Annotated in this window: 11 protein-coding genes; 10 read left to right on the top strand and 1 reads right to left on the bottom strand. The window is 60.0% G+C overall.

Going from position 1 to position 17,546, the window contains the following annotated elements:
- The first annotated feature begins 59 nt into the window (after positions 1–59).
- The 8 genes from RQ593_RS04860 to RQ593_RS04825 all read left to right on the top strand — a co-directional run bounded on the left by RQ593_RS04860 (position 60) and on the right by RQ593_RS04825 (position 11,892).
- Positions 60–1,580 (top strand): diaminopimelate decarboxylase, encoded by a 1,521-nt coding sequence (locus RQ593_RS04860; RefSeq protein WP_311449956.1) that lies wholly within the window; start codon positions 60–62, stop codon positions 1,578–1,580.
- 315 nt (positions 1,581–1,895) lie between these two features.
- Positions 1,896–3,185, top strand: a complete 1,290-nt coding sequence (locus RQ593_RS04855; protein WP_311449955.1) for a homoserine dehydrogenase — start codon at positions 1,896–1,898, stop codon at positions 3,183–3,185.
- A 167-nt stretch (positions 3,186–3,352) separates the two neighbouring features.
- A complete protein-coding gene (gene thrC, locus RQ593_RS04850; protein ID WP_044150573.1) occupies positions 3,353–4,453 on the top strand; it encodes a threonine synthase in 1,101 nt (366 codons plus the stop codon).
- 123 nt (positions 4,454–4,576) lie between these two features.
- A complete protein-coding gene (gene thrB, locus RQ593_RS04845) occupies positions 4,577–5,545 on the top strand; it encodes a homoserine kinase (RefSeq protein WP_311449954.1) in 969 nt (322 codons plus the stop codon).
- A gap of 514 nt (positions 5,546–6,059) precedes the next feature.
- The gene (rho, locus tag RQ593_RS04840) at positions 6,060–8,216 is read left to right on the top strand and encodes a transcription termination factor Rho (protein WP_311449953.1); all 2,157 of its coding nucleotides are present in this window, start codon (positions 6,060–6,062) and stop codon (positions 8,214–8,216) included.
- Between the two features lie 143 nt (positions 8,217–8,359).
- Positions 8,360–9,442, top strand: coding sequence for a peptide chain release factor 1 (prfA, locus tag RQ593_RS04835; protein WP_049337341.1), 1,083 nt, complete (start codon positions 8,360–8,362; stop codon positions 9,440–9,442).
- 136 nt (positions 9,443–9,578) lie between these two features.
- Positions 9,579–10,505, top strand: a complete 927-nt coding sequence (prmC, locus tag RQ593_RS04830) for a peptide chain release factor N(5)-glutamine methyltransferase (RefSeq protein ID WP_311449952.1) — start codon at positions 9,579–9,581, stop codon at positions 10,503–10,505.
- Positions 10,506–10,674: 169 nt separating this feature from the next.
- Positions 10,675–11,892 (top strand): L-threonylcarbamoyladenylate synthase, encoded by a 1,218-nt coding sequence (locus RQ593_RS04825; protein ID WP_311449951.1) that lies wholly within the window; start codon positions 10,675–10,677, stop codon positions 11,890–11,892.
- Positions 11,893–12,084: 192 nt separating this feature from the next.
- Here the strand turns inward: RQ593_RS04825 and RQ593_RS04820 are convergent, their stop codons facing one another.
- Positions 12,085–13,086, bottom strand: coding sequence for an NAD-dependent epimerase/dehydratase family protein (locus RQ593_RS04820; protein ID WP_311449950.1), 1,002 nt, complete (start codon positions 13,084–13,086; stop codon positions 12,085–12,087).
- Between the two features lie 429 nt (positions 13,087–13,515).
- Here RQ593_RS04820 and RQ593_RS04815 point away from each other — a divergent pair, with 429 nt between their 5' ends.
- Positions 13,516–15,495: a glycosyltransferase gene (locus tag RQ593_RS04815; RefSeq protein ID WP_311449949.1), complete on the top strand. Its 1,980-nt coding sequence runs from the start codon at positions 13,516–13,518 to the stop codon at positions 15,493–15,495.
- On the top strand, positions 15,495–17,453 hold the full coding sequence (locus tag RQ593_RS04810; protein WP_311449948.1) for a polysaccharide biosynthesis protein: 1,959 nt from the start codon (positions 15,495–15,497) through the stop codon (positions 17,451–17,453). The genes RQ593_RS04815 and RQ593_RS04810 overlap by 1 nt, the downstream gene beginning before the upstream one ends.
- Positions 17,454–17,546 lie beyond the last annotated feature (93 nt).

The following is a 17,546-nucleotide window of genomic DNA, read 5'->3' as shown; positions in this document are numbered from 1 at the left end:
GCGGGGGTTGAACGCATTGCCCTCAAAGATACTCAACGATAGTTAACGAAAGAGACACGATGAGCGAAGCCCGCGCCCTCTATGCCCCCGAATGGCTCACCTACCCCGAGCATCCCGAAGCCCTGTCGCGCACCATCTGGACCGATTCCTTTACCCGCAATGAGCAGGGTGAGCTCTGCATTGACGGCGTGACCGTCAGCGACCTGGCGGCTGAGCACGGCACCCCGCAGTACGTCTTCTCCGAGACCACTTTCCGCGCCCGCGCCCGCGCCTACCGCACCGCTTTTGAGCAGGCTTTTGCCGCGCACGGTGCGAAGGTGAGCGTCTACTACGCCGGCAAGTCCTTCCTGTCCACCGCGGTGGCACGCTGGGCGACCGAGGAGGGCCTGTGCCTGGATACTGCCTCCGGTGGTGAGCTGGCGTTGGCTCTGCGCGCGCAGGTTCCGGGCGCGAATATCGCGCTGCACGGCAACAACAAGTCTGAGGCTGAGATTGCCCGTGCGATTCGTAACGGTCTGGGCCGCGTGGTGGCTGACTCGGTGGATGAGCTCAAGCTGATTGAGCGCGTGTACGCCGAGCTGGCTGCCGAGCGCGTGGCTGAAGGTGAGGAGCCCTACCCGCCCGTCCCGGTGCTGATTCGCATCACCCCGGGCGTGCACGCGTCCACCCACGAGTCCATTGCGACCGCGCACGAGGACCAGAAGTTTGGCATGTCCCTGCAGCCCGGCACCGCCGCGCTCGCCGGTCTGGAAGAGGAAGAGCTGGAGCACTGGGGTGTTGAGGCTACCGACTCTTACGCGGCTCTGGCCGCCGCGATTTTGAACGCGACCGATTCCCTGGATTTCCGCGGTATTCACTGCCATATTGGTTCGCAGATTTTTGAGGCGGAGGGCTTCGAGCAGGCGGCTACTACCGCCCTGGAGTTCATGAACCGCCTCAACCGCGACCTGGGCGTGACCCTGCCGGAGCTGGATTTGGGTGGTGGCTACGGCATCGGCTACACCGAGGCGGATCACCCCCGCTCCATTACCGAGGTGACCGAGTCGATTGCCGCTTCCGTCGCGGCGACCTGCGAGCGCCTGGGCATGGCGATTCCGCACATGTCGTTCGAGCCGGGCCGTTCCATTTCCGGTCCTTCGGGTGCGACCCTGTACACGGTCGGCACCATTAAGAACGTGAGCATTGAGGATGAGAACGGCGAGATTCGCGTGCGCCGCTACGTTTCGGTGGACGGCGGTATGAGCGATAACGCCCGCCCGGTGCTGTACGAATCGGATTATTCGGTGACCCTGGCGAATCGTGCCCCGGCGGGGGAGCAGGTGCTCTCGCGCGTGGTGGGTAAGCACTGCGAGTCTGGCGATGTGGTGGTGCGCTACTGCTACCTGCCCGCTGACCTGCAGGCTGGCGATATTCTGGCGGTTCCAGCGACCGGCGCGTACTGCTATGTGCTGGGTTCGAACTATAATTTCTTGACTCGCCCGCCGGTGATTGCGACCGCGCAGGGTCAGCCTTCTCGCGTGATGATTCGTCGTCAGCGCGAGGAGGATATGCTGGCGCTGGATATGGGTTCGGATATCTAAGAACGGATATCTAAGAACCCATTCTGACATCATGAAAAGCCGTGAAGTTCCCGTTTCTGCACTGCACACTGCGAGGTGGCGGTTGCGGGCGGGGCTTCACGGTTTTGCGTGTTCAAAACTTCGCAGAAAATAAGGTTCACCTCATAACTGTGAGGGATACCTCATCTCAGAGAGTAAAAGTCGCAGCTTGAGGCTGCTGAGCCGTCCCCGCCTCTTGATAAAGTGGTTGTTGAGTGCGTGCTCTGCGCCGCATCCGTGCCTTAGCCCGAAGAGATACCGGGGCGAACCCGGAACAGACCGTAGAAAGAGACTATCGTGGCTGAAAAGATCAAAGTAGCACTGCTTGGTGCCGGTAATGTCGGTTCCCAGGCTGCTCGCATCCTGGTGGAGGATAACGCCGTCCTTGAAAAGCGCATTGGCGCGCCCGTGGAGTTGATCGGTATTGCCGTGCGCGATACTAATGCATCCCGCCACTGGAATGCGGATCCCTCGCTGTACACCACCGACGCTGACGCTCTCATTGACGCAGCGGATGTGGTCATCGAGCTGACCGGCGGTATTGAGCCGGCTCGCACTCGCATTCTGCGTGCTTTGAAGGCGGGTAAGTCTGTGGTCTCCGGTAACAAGGCGCTGCTGGCTAAGCACGGTGTGGAGCTGCAGGCTGCCGCTGATGAGTCCGGCGCCCAGCTCTCCTACGAGGCTGCTGTTGCGGGTGCTATCCCGATTCTGCGCCCCCTGCGTGACTCCCTGGCTGGTGACCGTGTGACCCGCGTTCTGGGCATCATGAACGGCACCACCAACTACATTCTTGACCAGATGGACACCACCGGCGCATCCTTCTCGGACGCACTGGCTGAGGCTCAGAAGCTCGGCTACGCGGAGGCAGACCCGACTGCTGACGTTGAGGGCCACGACGCTGCGTCGAAGGCTGCGATTGTTGCTTCGCTGGCGTTCCACTCGACTTTCACTATTGATGATGTGCACACCGAGGGCATTACTTCCGTCACCGCTGATGATGTTGCTGCCGCGGATGCTGATGGTTACGTCATCAAGCTGCTGGCTATTTGCGAGCGCGAGGGTGAGAACGGCGCGAACATTCGCGTGAACCCGACCCTGATTCCTCGTCAGCACCCGCTGGCGGGCGTGCACGGTGCGTTCAACGCTGTGTTCGTTGAGGCGGAGAACGCTGGCGAGCTGATGTTCTACGGTCCCGGCGCGGGTGGCGCTCCGACTGCTTCGGCTGTTCTGGGTGACTTCGTGTCCCTGGCTCGTCGTCTGGTGCTGGGTGGTCCCGGTGTTCCGGAGACTTCTCACGCGCAGCTGCACGCAACCAGCCTGGATAACGTGGTGTCTCGCTACTCGGTGGGTGTTGTGGCGGAGGATCGCTTGGGCGTTCTGGCGAACATTACCCGCATCCTGACTGAGCACGGTATCTCTATTGATTCTCTGCGTCAGTCCGCCCCGAAGGAGGGTGCGGCTCAGATTCGTATGGTCACGCATTCGGCTAAGGATTCCGATTTGCGCCGTGCGATTGCTGTGATTGACGCTCTGGACACTGTGCGTGAGGTGAACTCGGTCATCCGCGTGGAGTCTGAGAAGCACTAAGCGCTGAGAATTACTGGGCGCGAAAGCGTCGTGCGGCACGCGCCGCTTACTAAACGTGCGATGCTCGCGTGTAGAAGCATCGCTCACGAACGAACCCGCGTCCCCGCTACCGCGTCGAACCTATGGAAGGTCCGGCGGGCGGGGCGCCAAGATTGAAGGAGAAGCCAATGGCACACGTGTGGCAGGGCGTTATCAATGAGTACCGTGACCGTCTGCCCTTCGCAGACGATGTGAAGGCTGTGACCCTGGGCGAGGGCGGTACCCCGCTGATTCACGCGCCGGCACTGTCTGCTGAGACCGGTAACACCGTTTACCTGAAGTTTGAGGGTATGAACCCGACCGGTTCGTTCAAGGACCGCGGTATGACCAGCGCGATGACCGCCGCTAAGCGTGACGGCGCGAAGGCTGTTGTGTGTGCTTCGACCGGTAACACGTCCGCTTCGGCTGCTGCGTACGCTCTGCAGGCTGGTATGCGCTGTGCAGTGCTGGTTCCGGACGGCAAGATTTCCATGGGTAAGCTGTCTCAGGCGATTGCTCACGGTGCTGACATCATTCAGATTGACGGCAACTTCGATAACTGCCTGGAGATTGCTCGCAAGCTCAGCGAGAACTACCCGGTGTTCCTGGTGAACTCGGTCAACCCTTACCGCATTGAGGGCCAGAAGACCGGTTCGTTTGAGGTTGTTGACACCCTGGGGGATGCTCCCGATTACCACCTGCTGCCGGTTGGCAACGCGGGTAACATCACCGCGTACTGGAAGGGCTACAAGGAGTACTCGGAGCCTTACACCAACCGTGACGGTAAGGTTCTGGAGCCGGTTGCGACCAAGCGTCCGATCATGTGGGGTTTCCAGGCTGCTGGTGCTGCACCGATCGTTGCGGGTCACCCGATTGAGGCTCCTGAGACCATTGCGACCGCGATTCGTATCGGTAACCCCGCGTCGTGGGAGAAGGCTGAAGCTGCTCGTGACGAGTCTGGCGGCGTGATTGAGGCTGTCACCGATGAGGAGATTCTGGAGGCGCACCGCTGGCTGTCTGCCCGCGAGGGCGTCTTCGTGGAGCCGGCTTCGGCTGCTGGCGTTGCGGGTCTGCTGAAGAAGCACCGCGCAGGTGAAGCTCCCGAGGGTAAGACCATCGTGATTACCGTGACCGGTCACGGTCTGAAGGACCCGCAGTGGGCTCTTGAGGCTGTTAACGGTGTGAAGGTTGAGCCGACTAAGGCTCCTTTCGACGTGGTTGCTGTGGCAGATATTCTTGATTTGAACTAGTCTGTTCATACTACGATGTGCACTCCGTCCCGTGTTTGCGGGGCGGGGTGCACCTGCATGACAGCCCCTTTTTGTATCTTTCACCTATTCACTCATTACGTCACCGATCGCGAGGTTCTTCTCATGTCTTCCCTGCATATTTCTGATATTCCGGTGGGCGCGTCCGTTAAGGTTCGCGTTCCCGCTACGAGCGCTAACCTGGGTCCCGGCTATGACAGCATGGGTTTGGGTCTTGGCTTCTATGATGAGCTGGTTGTTGAGCGTATTGAGTCCGGTCTGGAGTTTGAGCTCAGCGGTGAGGGTAGCGCGGATGTTCCTCGCGATGAGAGCCACCTGGTGTTGCAGGCGATGAAGGCTGGTTTTGCGGCGGCTGGTTTGGATGAGCTGCCGCCGGTGAAGCTGATTGCTGATAATAAGATTCCGCATTCTCGCGGTATGGGTTCTTCGGCGTCGGCTATTGTGGCGGGTGTAGCTGCGGCGAGCGGTCTGCTGCCGGAAGAGCACCGTCTGAGCCGTGAGCAGATGCTGCAGGTCGCCTCCGATATGGAGGGCCACCCGGATAACGTGGCTCCGGCGATTTACGGCAACCTGTCGGTGTCCTGGGGCGAGATGGGGGACTGGAAGTCCCTGATTATTCCGGTGCATCCTGACGTTCGCCCCGTGGTGGCTGTGCCCGATTATGAGGTGTCGACGAAGCTTGCTCGTTCGCTGATTCCTGCGCAGATGCCCCACGTTGAGGCTGTGGCGAACTCGGCTCGTGCGGCGCTGCTGGTGCGCACTCTCTCTGATGCTCCCGAGTACCTGATGGATGCGACCGTGGATTACCTGCATCAGGGTTACCGCGTGACCGCGATGGAGCCGTCGGCTGCGCTGGTGGCGTACCTGCGCGGTCAGGGTTTTGCGGCGGTAATTTCTGGTGCTGGCCCGACCGTTTTGACCTTTGCGCACGGCGATGAGCAGGTGCGACAGGTCCAGGAAGCGATTGCCGAGTTTGAGGCGACCCATCCGTGTAGCGCTATTGTGGATCGCCGCCTGAACTGGCGGGTTCTTCCCCTTGAAATTGATACTGAAGGTGTTATAGTTACTCAGTAGGACGTTATTAGTTCGTCCTACGTTGAGGTTCGCCCGTCGTTCAATGTAGACCGTCGATACTATCCTTCGTAACGTATTTCCGTTTCCCCTAATACCTCAGATGCTTTTGTATCTGGGCGGGAACCGGCAAGGTTCGGAGGAGTGCCTTTAGGATTCATGTCTTTCTTTATTTCTGACGCATAGGGGAAGACTTTTCTTAGAGGTTCGGTTTCGCGGCGGGTGCCCTTTCAAAGTGACCAATCCATCCTCTTCATCTCGCGTAGATGGTTTGTATAGATGATGGTTTGGGCTTACCCACATTTGTGATAGAGCGCCTTATCTTCCGTGTGTGCTCGCTGTGTCTGAATCAGCGGGTACGGTAAGAGACGCGAATCGCCTCCAGTGCGGTTCGAGGGAGTCGAAGGTGCAGACTGCTGTTTTCTTTCGGCAGTGTCTAAACCTTTGACCGCGCTATAGCGCCCGCCCGATCTTTATTCTGAAGATTTTTCAGGGCTTATAACCAAAGGAATTGTAGTTGGCAAAGAATATTGTTGTCACCGATGAGTACGGTACGGCAGCTGCCGCACCGGAACTTGCAAACTTGAAGGTCGCGCAGTTGCGTGTCCTCGCCCAGCAGCTTGGTATCCGAGGCTATCTGAAGTTGAAGAAGGCTGAGCTGGTTCAGGCTCTTGAGGAGCATCAGCGTGGTGGCGCCGTAGCCGCTCCTGCTGCGCCCAAGTCTGAAGCATCCAAGGCTGAAGCATCTAAGTCTGAAGCGCCCGCTGAGGTTGCTGAAGCCCCCGCTGAGGGCGCTGAGAAGGCTGAAGAGTCTAAGCCGCGCCGTACTCGCCGCACTCGCGCCCAGAAGGACGCCGAGGCTAAGGCTGAGAAGACCGAAAATGCTGAGGCTGCTGAAGCCCCCGCTGAGGGCGTTGAGAAGGCTGAAAAGTCTGAGAAGCGTACCCGCTCCTCCCGTTACGAGACTCCCGCTCAGAAGCGTGCGCGCGCTCGCCGTGCCGCTGAGGGTGAGGACGCATCGGCTGAGATGAACGAGAAGCCGGAGAAGCGTACCCGCCGCACCCGTAAGGACGAGAATCCCGCTGAGCTTCCTCCGCTGGATGTGCGCGCTGAGCTGGCCGCTGAGCGTATTGGCGAGCGTTCGGAGCAGATTGACCTGCCCGGTAACTCTGCTGAGCTGAAGGCTGCTACCGCTGACGGCACCGCGAGCCTGGACAGCCTGAACGCTGCCCTAGACATGACTTTTGGCACCCCCGACGGTGAGAAGAGCTCCAAGCGTACCCGCACTCGTGAGCGTCGCCGTGATCAGGATGGTGAGCGTACCGAGCGCCGCACTAAGCGTGAACGTAACGCGGAGCGTGCAGAGCGCAGCACTGAGCGTAGTGAACGTGCCGAGCGTAAGGCTGCTGAGCGTGCAGAACGCGCAGAGCGTGCCGAGCGTACTGAGCGCCGTTCCAAACGTGACCGCCAGGCTGAGCGTGCTGAGAAGCAGGCTCGCCGCCGCGAGGAGAACGAGCCTCGCCTGAGCGAAGACGATGTGCTGGCACCGATTTCGGGTGTTCTGGACATTCTCGATAACTACGCTTTCGTGCGTACCACCGGCTACCTGCCCGGCACCAACGACGTGTACGTCTCCCTGGCTCAGGTGAAGAAGTACAACCTGCGTAAGGGCGACCACGTGCTCGGCGCGATCCGTGTGCCGCGCGAGGGTGAGTCGAACAACCGCCAGCGTTTCAACGCGCTGGTTCAGGTTGAGGCGATTAACGGTCAGAGCGTTGAGGAAGCAGCGAACCGCCGCGTCTTCTCGAAGCTGACCCCGCTGTACCCCAAGGAGCGTCTGCGCCTGGAGACCACCCCGAAGAAGCTGGGCACCCGCGTGGTGGACCTGGTGTCCCCGATTGGTAAGGGTCAGCGTGGTCTGATTGTGTCCCCGCCGAAGGCGGGTAAGACCCTCATGCTGCAGTCCATTGCGAACGCGATTACCGTGAACAACCCGGACGTATACCTGATGATGGTCCTGGTGGATGAGCGTCCTGAAGAAGTGACCGACATGCAGCGCACCGTCAAGGGTGAGGTTATTGCCTCGACCTTCGACCGCCCCGCTGAGGATCACACCACTGTGGCTGAGCTGGCTATTGAGCGTGCGAAGCGTATGGTGGAGCTCGGCTACGATGTGGTCGTGCTGCTGGACTCCATGACCCGCCTGGGCCGCGCATACAACCTGGCGGCTCCCGCATCCGGTCGTATCCTGTCCGGTGGTGTGGATTCTGCCGCACTGTACCCGCCGAAGAAGTTCTTCGGTGCAGCCCGCAACATTGAAGAGGGCGGCTCGCTGACCATCCTGGCTACCGCCCTGGTTGAGACCGGCTCGAAGATGGATGAAGTGATCTTCGAAGAGTTCAAGGGCACCGGTAACATGGAGCTGCGCCTGTCCCGTCAGCTGGCGGATAAGCGTATCTTCCCTGCGGTTGATATTAACGCTTCTGGTACTCGCCGTGAGGAGAACCTGCTCTCCCCGGATGAGATTAAGATTATGTGGGGTCTGCGCCGTGCCCTGGCGGGTATGGAGCCCGAGCAGGCTCTGGGTGTTCTGACTAACCAGCTGCGTAAGACTGAAAGCAACGTGGAGTTCCTTCTGACGGTTCAGAAGAACGGTCTGCGTCTGGTCGACTAAGGCTCGTATCTCACGCGCCCCACCTCCTGATTGTGGGTGGGGCGCGTGAGCCGTTCGTTTTGTGCATCCCCGTTGTGAGGGGTGTGAGATGTCTAGTGCCTGCCCGTGCGGCGTAAAGTGCGGGAGATGGAAGAGAGAACAGAATGTTTGAATCTATTCAGGTTCTGCTGGATGAGCACGCTGACCTGCAGAATCAGCTGGCCGACCCCGCTGTGCAGGCGAACCAGGGTAAGGCACGCCGTGTGGGCCGCCGTTACGCGGAGCTGACCGGTATTGTGACTGCGTACAACAAGTACACTTCGCTGAAGGATGACCTTGAGGCTGCTCGCGAGATGGCTGATGAGGATCCGGATTTCGCGGCGGAGATTCCCGGCCTGGAGGAGGAGCTGGAGGTCGCTCAGGAGAAGCTGCGCCGCCTGCTGATTCCGCGTGACCCGGATGATGGCCGTAACGTCATTCTTGAGGTGAAGGCTGGTGCCGGTGGTGACGAGGCGGCTCTGTTCGCTGGTGACCTGCTGCGCATGTACATGCGTTACGCCGAGAACAAGGGCTGGAAGACTGAGATTATTTCTTCGACCAGCACCGATGTTGGCGGTTACAAGGATGCCCAGATTGCTATTAAGGGCTCCTCGAATGAGCCTGCTGAGGGCGTGTGGGCGCACCTGAAGTATGAGGGTGGCGTGCACCGTGTGCAGCGTGTTCCGGCGACTGAGTCTCAGGGCCGTATCCACACTTCTGCTGCTGGTGTTCTGGTGTTCCCCGAAGTGGACGAGCCGGAAGAAATCGAGATTAACCAGAATGACCTGAAGATTGACGTGTACCGTTCTTCGGGCCCCGGTGGTCAGTCGGTGAACACCACTGACTCGGCGGTGCGTATTACTCACCTTCCGACCGGTATTGTGGTGGCAATGCAGAATGAGAAGTCTCAGCTGCAGAACCGTGAAGCTGCGATGCGCGTTCTGCGTGCGCGCCTGTTGGCTCACCAGCAGGAGCAGATTGACGCTGAGAACGCGGCACACCGTGCTTCGCAGGTGCGTACCATGGACCGTTCGGAGCGTATCCGTACGTACAACTTCCCGGAGAACCGCATTGCGGATCACCGTACCGGCTACAAGGCGTACAACCTGGACGCTGTGCTCAATGGTGACCTGGAGCCTGTGGTTCAGTCCGCTATTGAGATGGACGAGGCGCACCGCCTCGCTCAGGTGGGCCAGGAACAGAAGTAGTTTCTGTATATAGACTCTTGCCGATTCGCTGAATCGACGTGAGATGTTGGTGAGGGGCTCGCCGCTACGGCGGTGGAGCCCCTCAGCCATATGCTGTGACAGGTTTTGAGTCGTTGAGAGACGAGGAGGAGAGCTCATGAAGGTGAATGTGCACGACCCGCGCGGGGAAGAACTCGCGCAGGTACTCACGCGCGCCACCGCGGCACTAGCGCAGGTGCCCAGCCCCCGCGTCGATGCCGAGCTACTCGCCGCGCACCTGCTCTACGACGGCTCACGCTCGCGCCTCCAGCACGCCGCGTTGATGGGGGAACGGCTCACCCCCGACCAGGTCGCAGAGTACGAGGCGCTGGTCGCCCGCCGCGCCCGCCGCGAACCGCTGCAACACATCACCGGCTCCGCTCCCTTCTACCGCCTAGAACTGGCAGTCGGGCCGGGCGTGTTCGTACCCCGCCCCGAGACCGAACTACTCGTCGAAGAAGCCCTCAAAGTGCTGAACGCACGCGCCAAATCGGCAACCGGTACCGCTTCGGCAACCGGTGCGCTACGCATCGTCGACCTGTGCAGCGGCTCCGGGGCTATCGCCGCGGCAATCAAGAGCGAACTACCGAACGCCCAGGTGTTCGCGGTGGAACTCTCCGAAGAGGCCATCCCCTACACCCGTAAAAACCTGGAGCCGCTCGGCGTACACCTGGTGCAGGGAGACGCCCTCACCGCCCTGCCCGAGCTTGCCGGAACCTTTGATGCGGTGCTCTCGAACCCTCCGTACATTCCGTCGGCGAACGTGCCCGCCGACCCGGAAGCCGCCCTGCACGACCCGGACATGGCGCTGTACGGCGGGGGAGAGGACGGCATGCAGATGCCCTCCGCGATTGCCGCCCGCGCCTTCGAACTTCTTTCCCCCGGCGGTCTGTTCATCATGGAGCACGACGACACCCAGGAAGAAGCCGTCGCCGAGCTCCTGGCACGCATTGGCTTCGAGAGTTGCTACCCGGTGCGTGACCTGAATAATCGTCCCCGCCATAGCGTCGGTTATAAACCGCGCCCACTAGAGCCTTTAGACTAGTAAATGCACCACCTAGCCCGTGCCGGGCTGCGTGAAGGCAACGCGTCCGCCCCAGTAACCAGCCCAGAGCCGGTGAAATACGGCGAACCCCCGGAAGAGCGCTTCCACATGGCGCGTTGTGGGTGCCGGTGTCTCGCCGCATCCAGAAAAACATGAGAGAATAAGACCCGTGACTGCAAAGCTGTACCCCGTAACGACTGAAACTGAGACCCGCGAGGCCATCGAAGCTGCCCGCGAGGCGCTGAAGGCGCACGACACGATTGTGATGCCCACCGATACCGTCTACGGTATTGCCGCCGATGCTTTCTCGCATCAGGGCGTTGCCAAGCTGCTGGCAGATAAGGGCCGCGACCGCACCATGCCGCCGCCCGTACTGATCTTTGATCTTGCTGCGCTCGCTGGCGTGGTCGACGACGTTCCGGATGATATTTACGACCTGGGTGGTCGCTTCTGGCCCGGCGCGCTGACTATTATTCTTCACGCGTACCCGTCGCTGAGCTGGGATTTGGGCGAGACCCGCGGTACCGTTGCCGTGCGTGTTCCCGATGATGAGTTCGCTCTGAAGCTGCTGACTGAGCACGGTCCGCTGGCGGTTTCGAGCGCGAACAAGACCGGTCAGGAAGCCGCACTGGACGCGCAGACCGCCATGGAGTCCCTGGGCGAGGACGTTGCCGTGATCATTGACGGTGGCGCTCGTCCTAAGCCGCTTGAGTCTGAGCCGAATGAGGACGGCGTGGTTGTGGTGACTGAGCGTGAGCCGGCACCGTCCACGATTCTGGATTGCACCTCCTTCCCCTACGTGGTGGTTCGTGAGGGCGCAATTTCGGTGGAGGAGCTGCGCGAGGTTGTTCCGACTATCCTGACTCGTGCGGAGGCTGACGAGCAGGCCGCTCGTAAGGTTGAGGAAGCTGAGTCCGCTTCTTCCACGTCGTCTGAGTCGACTCCTTCTGAGCGTGCCCTGGACGATCAGGCTGACCTGGATGAGGCGTACGAGCAGTGGGACAGCACCCATACTGTGAGCGGTGAGCCTGCTCGTCGCGCTTCGGCGCCGGCTGCCGGCTCTGTCGCGGCGTCCCTGCTGGGCGCTGGTTCGGCGCTGTCTTCCGCATTCAGCACCGGCGTGGATCAGGAGCGTGCGCGCGGCTACCGTGACAACACTCCGAAGCCGGTTCGTGCGGATGAGCCGCAGACTCTGCCGGTTCCTGCTGATACTGCGCGTGCGCTGGTCTTTGGCGAGTCGAAGATTGAGATTGCCGCTAAGAGTGCCCCCGCTCAGAGCGAGGCTAAGCCGGCAGAAGCTAAGGCTGAAGACGCTAAGGCTGAGGCTGTTACGACCGAGGCTGAGGCAAAGACTGAGCAGAAGGATGCCCCGGAGGATCACCTCTAAACCTCTGCGCGTTATAGAGCCTGGAGCGTAAGATTTCGGAGCATAAAAACGTATAGGGAACCCCCGATATATCGTTCAGATATATCGAGGGTTCCCTTTCGTTATGAGTCCTCTAGGCTATGTGCCCATAGTCGGCGTGCCTCAGGCTGTGCACCTCTAGGAGAGCACGCGCGCTACCTAGTTCTGCACCACCTAGTTCTTGTCGAAGCGGCGGTCCTTCTTCTTGCCCAGCGCGGTGTGGGCGTTGCGCAGTACTTCACGCACGCGCGGGGTGGGCAGCAGGCCGTTTTCGCGTGCCCAGGAATCGTCGATGCCCTGGCCGAACCACATGACCTCGACCTTGCGCACGGAACCGGAGAACCTATCGTTCATCAGCTCGGAGACAGTGTAGCCCGCCTTCACTGCTGCACGGCAGAGCCATTCGGGCAGGTGCAGCGGCTTGCGGCGGCCTGCATCCAACGTTGCGGAGGCGACGGTTGCGCCTTCCCAAGGCTGCAACACGATGGCGGGTAGCTCGCCGGGGAAAGTGCCGAGCATGACCACGAATTCTGCGAGAGCGTGCACGCTGGAAACCGGGGACTTGCCGGTGCCTGCACCCGCAACGGAGGCGAAGGGGGAGGACGCCATCTTGGCGAAGAGCTCGGTGGTGCGTCGGCCGCGGCCCTGCACGCTGGTTGCGCGTAGGATGCACAGTTCGGGTGCGCAGTCGGGGTGCTCTTCGAGGAAGTAATCCTGCAAGTCGAGCAGTGCTTCTTCGCCGAGCGCCTTGGAGAAGGAGTAAGCGCTGAACGGGTTGGTCTCCGCGGAATCATCCAGCACGAGACGCGGGCCCTGTACGGCTGCGGAGGAGAGGTGGATGACGCGGCGCACGCCGGTGCGCTGTGCGGCGATTGCGATCACGGCGGGAAGCAGGGCGTTTGCGCCGACGAGCGGGGGCAGGTCCTGCATGTTGGGTGCTGCGAGGCCCGCTGCGTTGACGACGACCTGCGCGCCCGCGAAGGCTTCTGCGAGGGAGTCGATGATGCCTTCAAGCTGGTCTGCTTCGTCGATGATGCTGTCTACGTCAAGGGCTCGGGTTGCGAGTCGAGGTGCCTCAATGGGGTCAACGCTGATACCTTCTGCGTTCAGACGCGCGACGATGGAGGAACCAACGAAGCCGCTGGCGCCAATGACTTTCCACTTGGATTCGGACATCTCTTTTACCTCTCACGAGCCCGCGTACGTTGCGGGGAAAAATGGGGTCATTTCAACTTTCCCATATTTGAACAGTTTATGGGGAATTTGTGGGGTTTTATTCGGTCTCTGGTCGTTTTTTCGCACGGGGTGCACAGCGCAAACACAGGCTGTGAAGCTGATAGCTTGATAGACACCCAAAAGTGGGTGTGCGGGTACGTCCGCTATGCGGATAAATCAACTGAATTCGGTTGTTTATTTGTCATATAGCGCGTCTTTTGGGGTGATGGTTCACTCTCTAGTGGAGACCGCGGGTAAAATGTTTTCTTTGAGTGATATATCCACACGGTTGAGTACCGAGGGCGCGAGAAACACCAGAAGCGCCCGGCACGGTATGGGTGTATCGCGTACCGGCTGATTCAGGCGCATCGCGCCGCGGAGGGAGAACTTATGGCAGAAAAGTACAGCGACGTGACCGCTTTTGCCCAGCCTTCTTCCGAACAGCCTTCTTCCGAACAGTCTTCTTCTCGCAATTCTTTGAACGAGTACCCCCGCACGGTCGCTGTGGTGGTGACCTATAACCGTGAGGATCTGCTGCCGAAGACCCTTGCTGGTATCGCTTCTGGTGAGCGCGTGCCTGCGGCGGTGGTGATTGTTGATAACGCCTCCACGGACGGTACCGCCGAGTATCTGCGTACCCTGGACTATGAGCTGCCGGTGGACCATATCCGCTTGGAGAGCAATATGGGTGGCGCTGGCGGTTTCGCGGTGGGTATTGACCGTGCTCTGGAACGCCATAACCCGGACCTGGTGTGGGTGATGGACGATGACACCGAGCCGACCGAGAACACCCTGTCGGAGGCGGTTGCCGCCTGGCTGAACTATTCGCCGGTGCCTTCGCAGCGCCCCGCGGTGGTGGCATCTCGTGTGGTGTGGACGAACGGCGAGGACCACCCGATGAATACTCCGCGCACCATGTTTGCGGCGGGGGAGCAGCGTCATGCTCGTGCACAGGCGGTGGGTGCCCGCCCGATTCGTAGCGCCTCGTTCGTATCGATTCTGATGGATGCGCAGGCCATTCGCCGTAACGGTGGTTTGCCGATTGCTGAGTTCTTCATTTGGAATGATGACTTCGAGTTTTCGACTCGTCTGATTCATCATCGTGACGGTATTGCGGTGCCTTCCTCGGTGGCTAAGCACCACACGAAGACTTTTGGTACAACGAATGCCGACCCGGGTCCGCGTTTCTATAACGATGTGCGTAATAAGCTGTGGGTCTTTACCCGTTCGCGTACCCTGAACCCGCTGGAGAAGCTGCTCTACGGTGGCTCGTCGGCGCGCCTGTGGATTTCTACTGTTCTGCGTACTGATGACCGCCGCACCTACCTGGGGTATTTCCTCGATGGTGTGCGTGATGGTTTGCGTGCGCCTCGCCCGAATGCGCAGGTGCTTGAGGGCGTTTACCCGCTGACTTTCCCCGGCCGCTACGGCGTGCCGGCTGCAGCTAGCACGGTTGATGCTGAGAAGGCGCACGGTTGCGTGAGCTCTGTACCCGATTTCTCGGTGCTGATGAGCGTGTACGCGAAGGAGAACCCCGCCTATCTGGATCAGGCGTTGGAGTCGAATCTTCTGAACCAGACGGTGCGTCCTTCCGAGCTGGTTTTGGTGAAGGATGGTCCGCTGACCCCCGAGCTGGATGCCGTGGTGGACCGCTGGGTTCAGCGCGCCGAGAATCTGGATTGCCCGCCGATTCAGGTGGTGGAGCTGGCTCAGAATGTTGGTTTGGCGGAGGCGCTGAATGCCGGTCTGCAGGCGTGTTCGTATGAGCTGGTGGCTCGTGCTGATTCTGATGATCTGTCTGAGCCGACTCGTTTTGCGCGTCTGATTCCTGCCCTGGTGCAGGGCGGCTACACGGTGCTGGGCTCTGCCATGCTTGAGGTGAATGAGAGCAATACTGCGGTGGAGTCGACCCGCGAGGCGATTGTTGATTCTGCGCGTCTGCTCAGCGCGATGGATTCGCGCAACCCGATTTATCACCCGTCCGTGGCGTTCGTGAAGAGCGCCGTGCAGCAGCTGGGCGGTTACGAGTTCGTGCCCGGCGCTGAGGATTGGTGGCTGTGGATGCGTCTGCGCGATGCCGGCTACCGTCTCGGCAATATCCCAGAGGCGCTGGTGCGTTACCGCGTGGGTGCGGGCGCGTACACGAAGCGCGGGGGAGTGGACGCCTGGTTGCAGGATGTGGCGATTCAGCGTCGACTGTACACCGGTCACGGTATTTCTAAGCTTCAGTGGGCTCAGAATATGGCGGTGCGTAGTGTGTACCGTTTTGTTCCTGAGCAGGCGCGCCGTTCGGCGTTTCGTGCGTTGTCGTCGTTGACGGCTCGTGCTTCTTCTCGTTCTTCTGGTACCGCATCTGAAGGAGGCATGTAGTGGCTCAGTTGAAACCTCACGCTCATGTGGTGATGCAGAAGGCAGCTCAGCGCGGCACGATGGTGACGGAGGGTGACTCCGGCACGATGCTGGTGAACCGCCTGTATGAGCGTAAGCCGTGGTGGTTGATTGCGCAGGCGCTGATTGATTCGAGCGCCTGGGTTCTGGCGGTTTTGTTCGCGTACATGCTCCGCTATAGTGTGCTGCTCAGTAACGGTTCGGTGTTCGATATTATTCACCCGGCGTCGTTGACGATGACCGCTACGTTGGCTGTGGTGTTGCACCTGGTCATTGGTCTGGCGGGTGTGAAGATTTATAACGGCGTGTATTCGTACGGTTCGTTTGACGAGTCGTGGCGTGCCGGCGCGGCTGCTTTGAGCGCGGGTGCGGCGTTGACTGCTTTCTCCTTTGTGGATGAGCTGTTGGGTCTGCCGCATATGCCGCATAGTGTGCCTGCAATCGCGGCGGCATTTAGCCTGATTATGATGGCGGGCGCCCGCATGGCGAAGCGCGTCTACACTGAGCGTGGTGCGGTGCGTGAGCTGACCGGTGAGCCGGTGATTGTGTACGGTGCCGGTTTTATTGGCGGCATGGTCATGGATTCGATGCTGCACGATGAGGATGCGAAGCTTCGCCCGGTTGCGGTCTTCGATGATGACCAGCTGAAGGCTGGTACGAAGTTCCACGGCATTTCGGTGATTACGACTTACCGCGAGCTGGAGCAGGTGATTCGTGAGTCGGGCACCCGTAAGATTCTGGTGACGATTTCGGATATGCCGGAGGATTACTTCGAGTCCTTCTGTAACCGCATGCGTAAGCTCAAGGTTGAGGTTCAGCGTATTAGTAGTGCGAATGCTCGCCTGATGGGTGAGCGTCTGATTACTGCGAGCGATAACGACCTGATGCGTGTGATTCGTGGCGAGATTAACTACGATATTGACCGCGATATTCTGCGTTCGTACCTGCACGGTAAGCGTGTGCTGGTCACGGGTGCGGGCGGTTCGATTGGTTCTGAGCTGTGCCGTCAGATTAGCGAGTTTGAGCCTGAGACTCTCATGATGCTTGATCATGATGAGACTCTGCTGATGGAGACGAAGGTTTCGATTACTCACGAGTCGAGCCTGGATGATGACCGCATTATTCTGGCTGATATTCGTGAGGGCGATAATCTGCTGGAGATTTTCCGTGAACGTCGCCCCGAGGTGGTCTTCCATGCTGCGGCTTTGAAGCATGTGTCAGCGCTGGAGGCGTACCCACAGGAGGCGTGGAAGACGAACGCCCTGGGCACTCTGAACGTGTTGCGTGCCGCGGAGGCTGTGGGCGTGAAGACCTTCGTGAACGTTTCGACCGATAAAGCTGCGGACCCGAAGACTGCGCTGGGCCAGTCCAAGCGTGTGGCGGAGCGTCTGACCGCGTACTTTGGCGAGAAGACCGGCAACACCTACGTGTCGGTTCGTTTCGGTAACGTGTTTGGTTCGCGCGGTTCGATTAAGCCGCTCTTTACGAAGCAGATCCTTTCGGGTGGTCCGATTACCCTGACGGATAAGCGCGCGACCCGTTACTTTATGCTGATTACCGATGCCTGCCTGCTGGTGATGCTTGCCGGTGCGATTGGTCGCCCGGGCGAGGTCATGGTGCTGGATATGGGTCAGCCGGTCAAGATTCTGGACGTTGCGAAGGCGATGCGCCAGGCGTATGAGCGGTATGACGTGGAGATCAAGGAGATTGGTCTTCGCAAGGGTGAGAAGCTGGATGAGACTCTCTTCGGTGGTACCGAGAAGCTGGTACCTAGCGAGGAGAACCGGTATATTTCCCGGTCGAGTGCCCCGGCGCTTGACCCTGATGAGCTCGATTATGAGCGCTGGATTCAGAACTATCGGGAGCACAGCGGCTATGAGCGTCATGGCCTGGAGCGTGCCCCTGATCCGCGTACTCTGGCGGATGCACAGACGTTCTGATCTTTACGGAATGACACCGGATGCTGCACTTGCGTGGCGGGTGTGGTATCCGGTGTTTTTCTCTTTCTCGGGTGCAGAACATTTCAGGACGCA

The sequence above is a fragment of the uncultured Rothia sp. genome, assembly GCF_963507905.1.
In the GTDB taxonomy this organism is placed as follows: domain Bacteria; phylum Actinomycetota; class Actinomycetes; order Actinomycetales; family Micrococcaceae; genus Rothia.
Note: the sequence above shows the minus strand (reverse complement) of the source record. Positions and strands in the feature narration are given on the sequence as shown.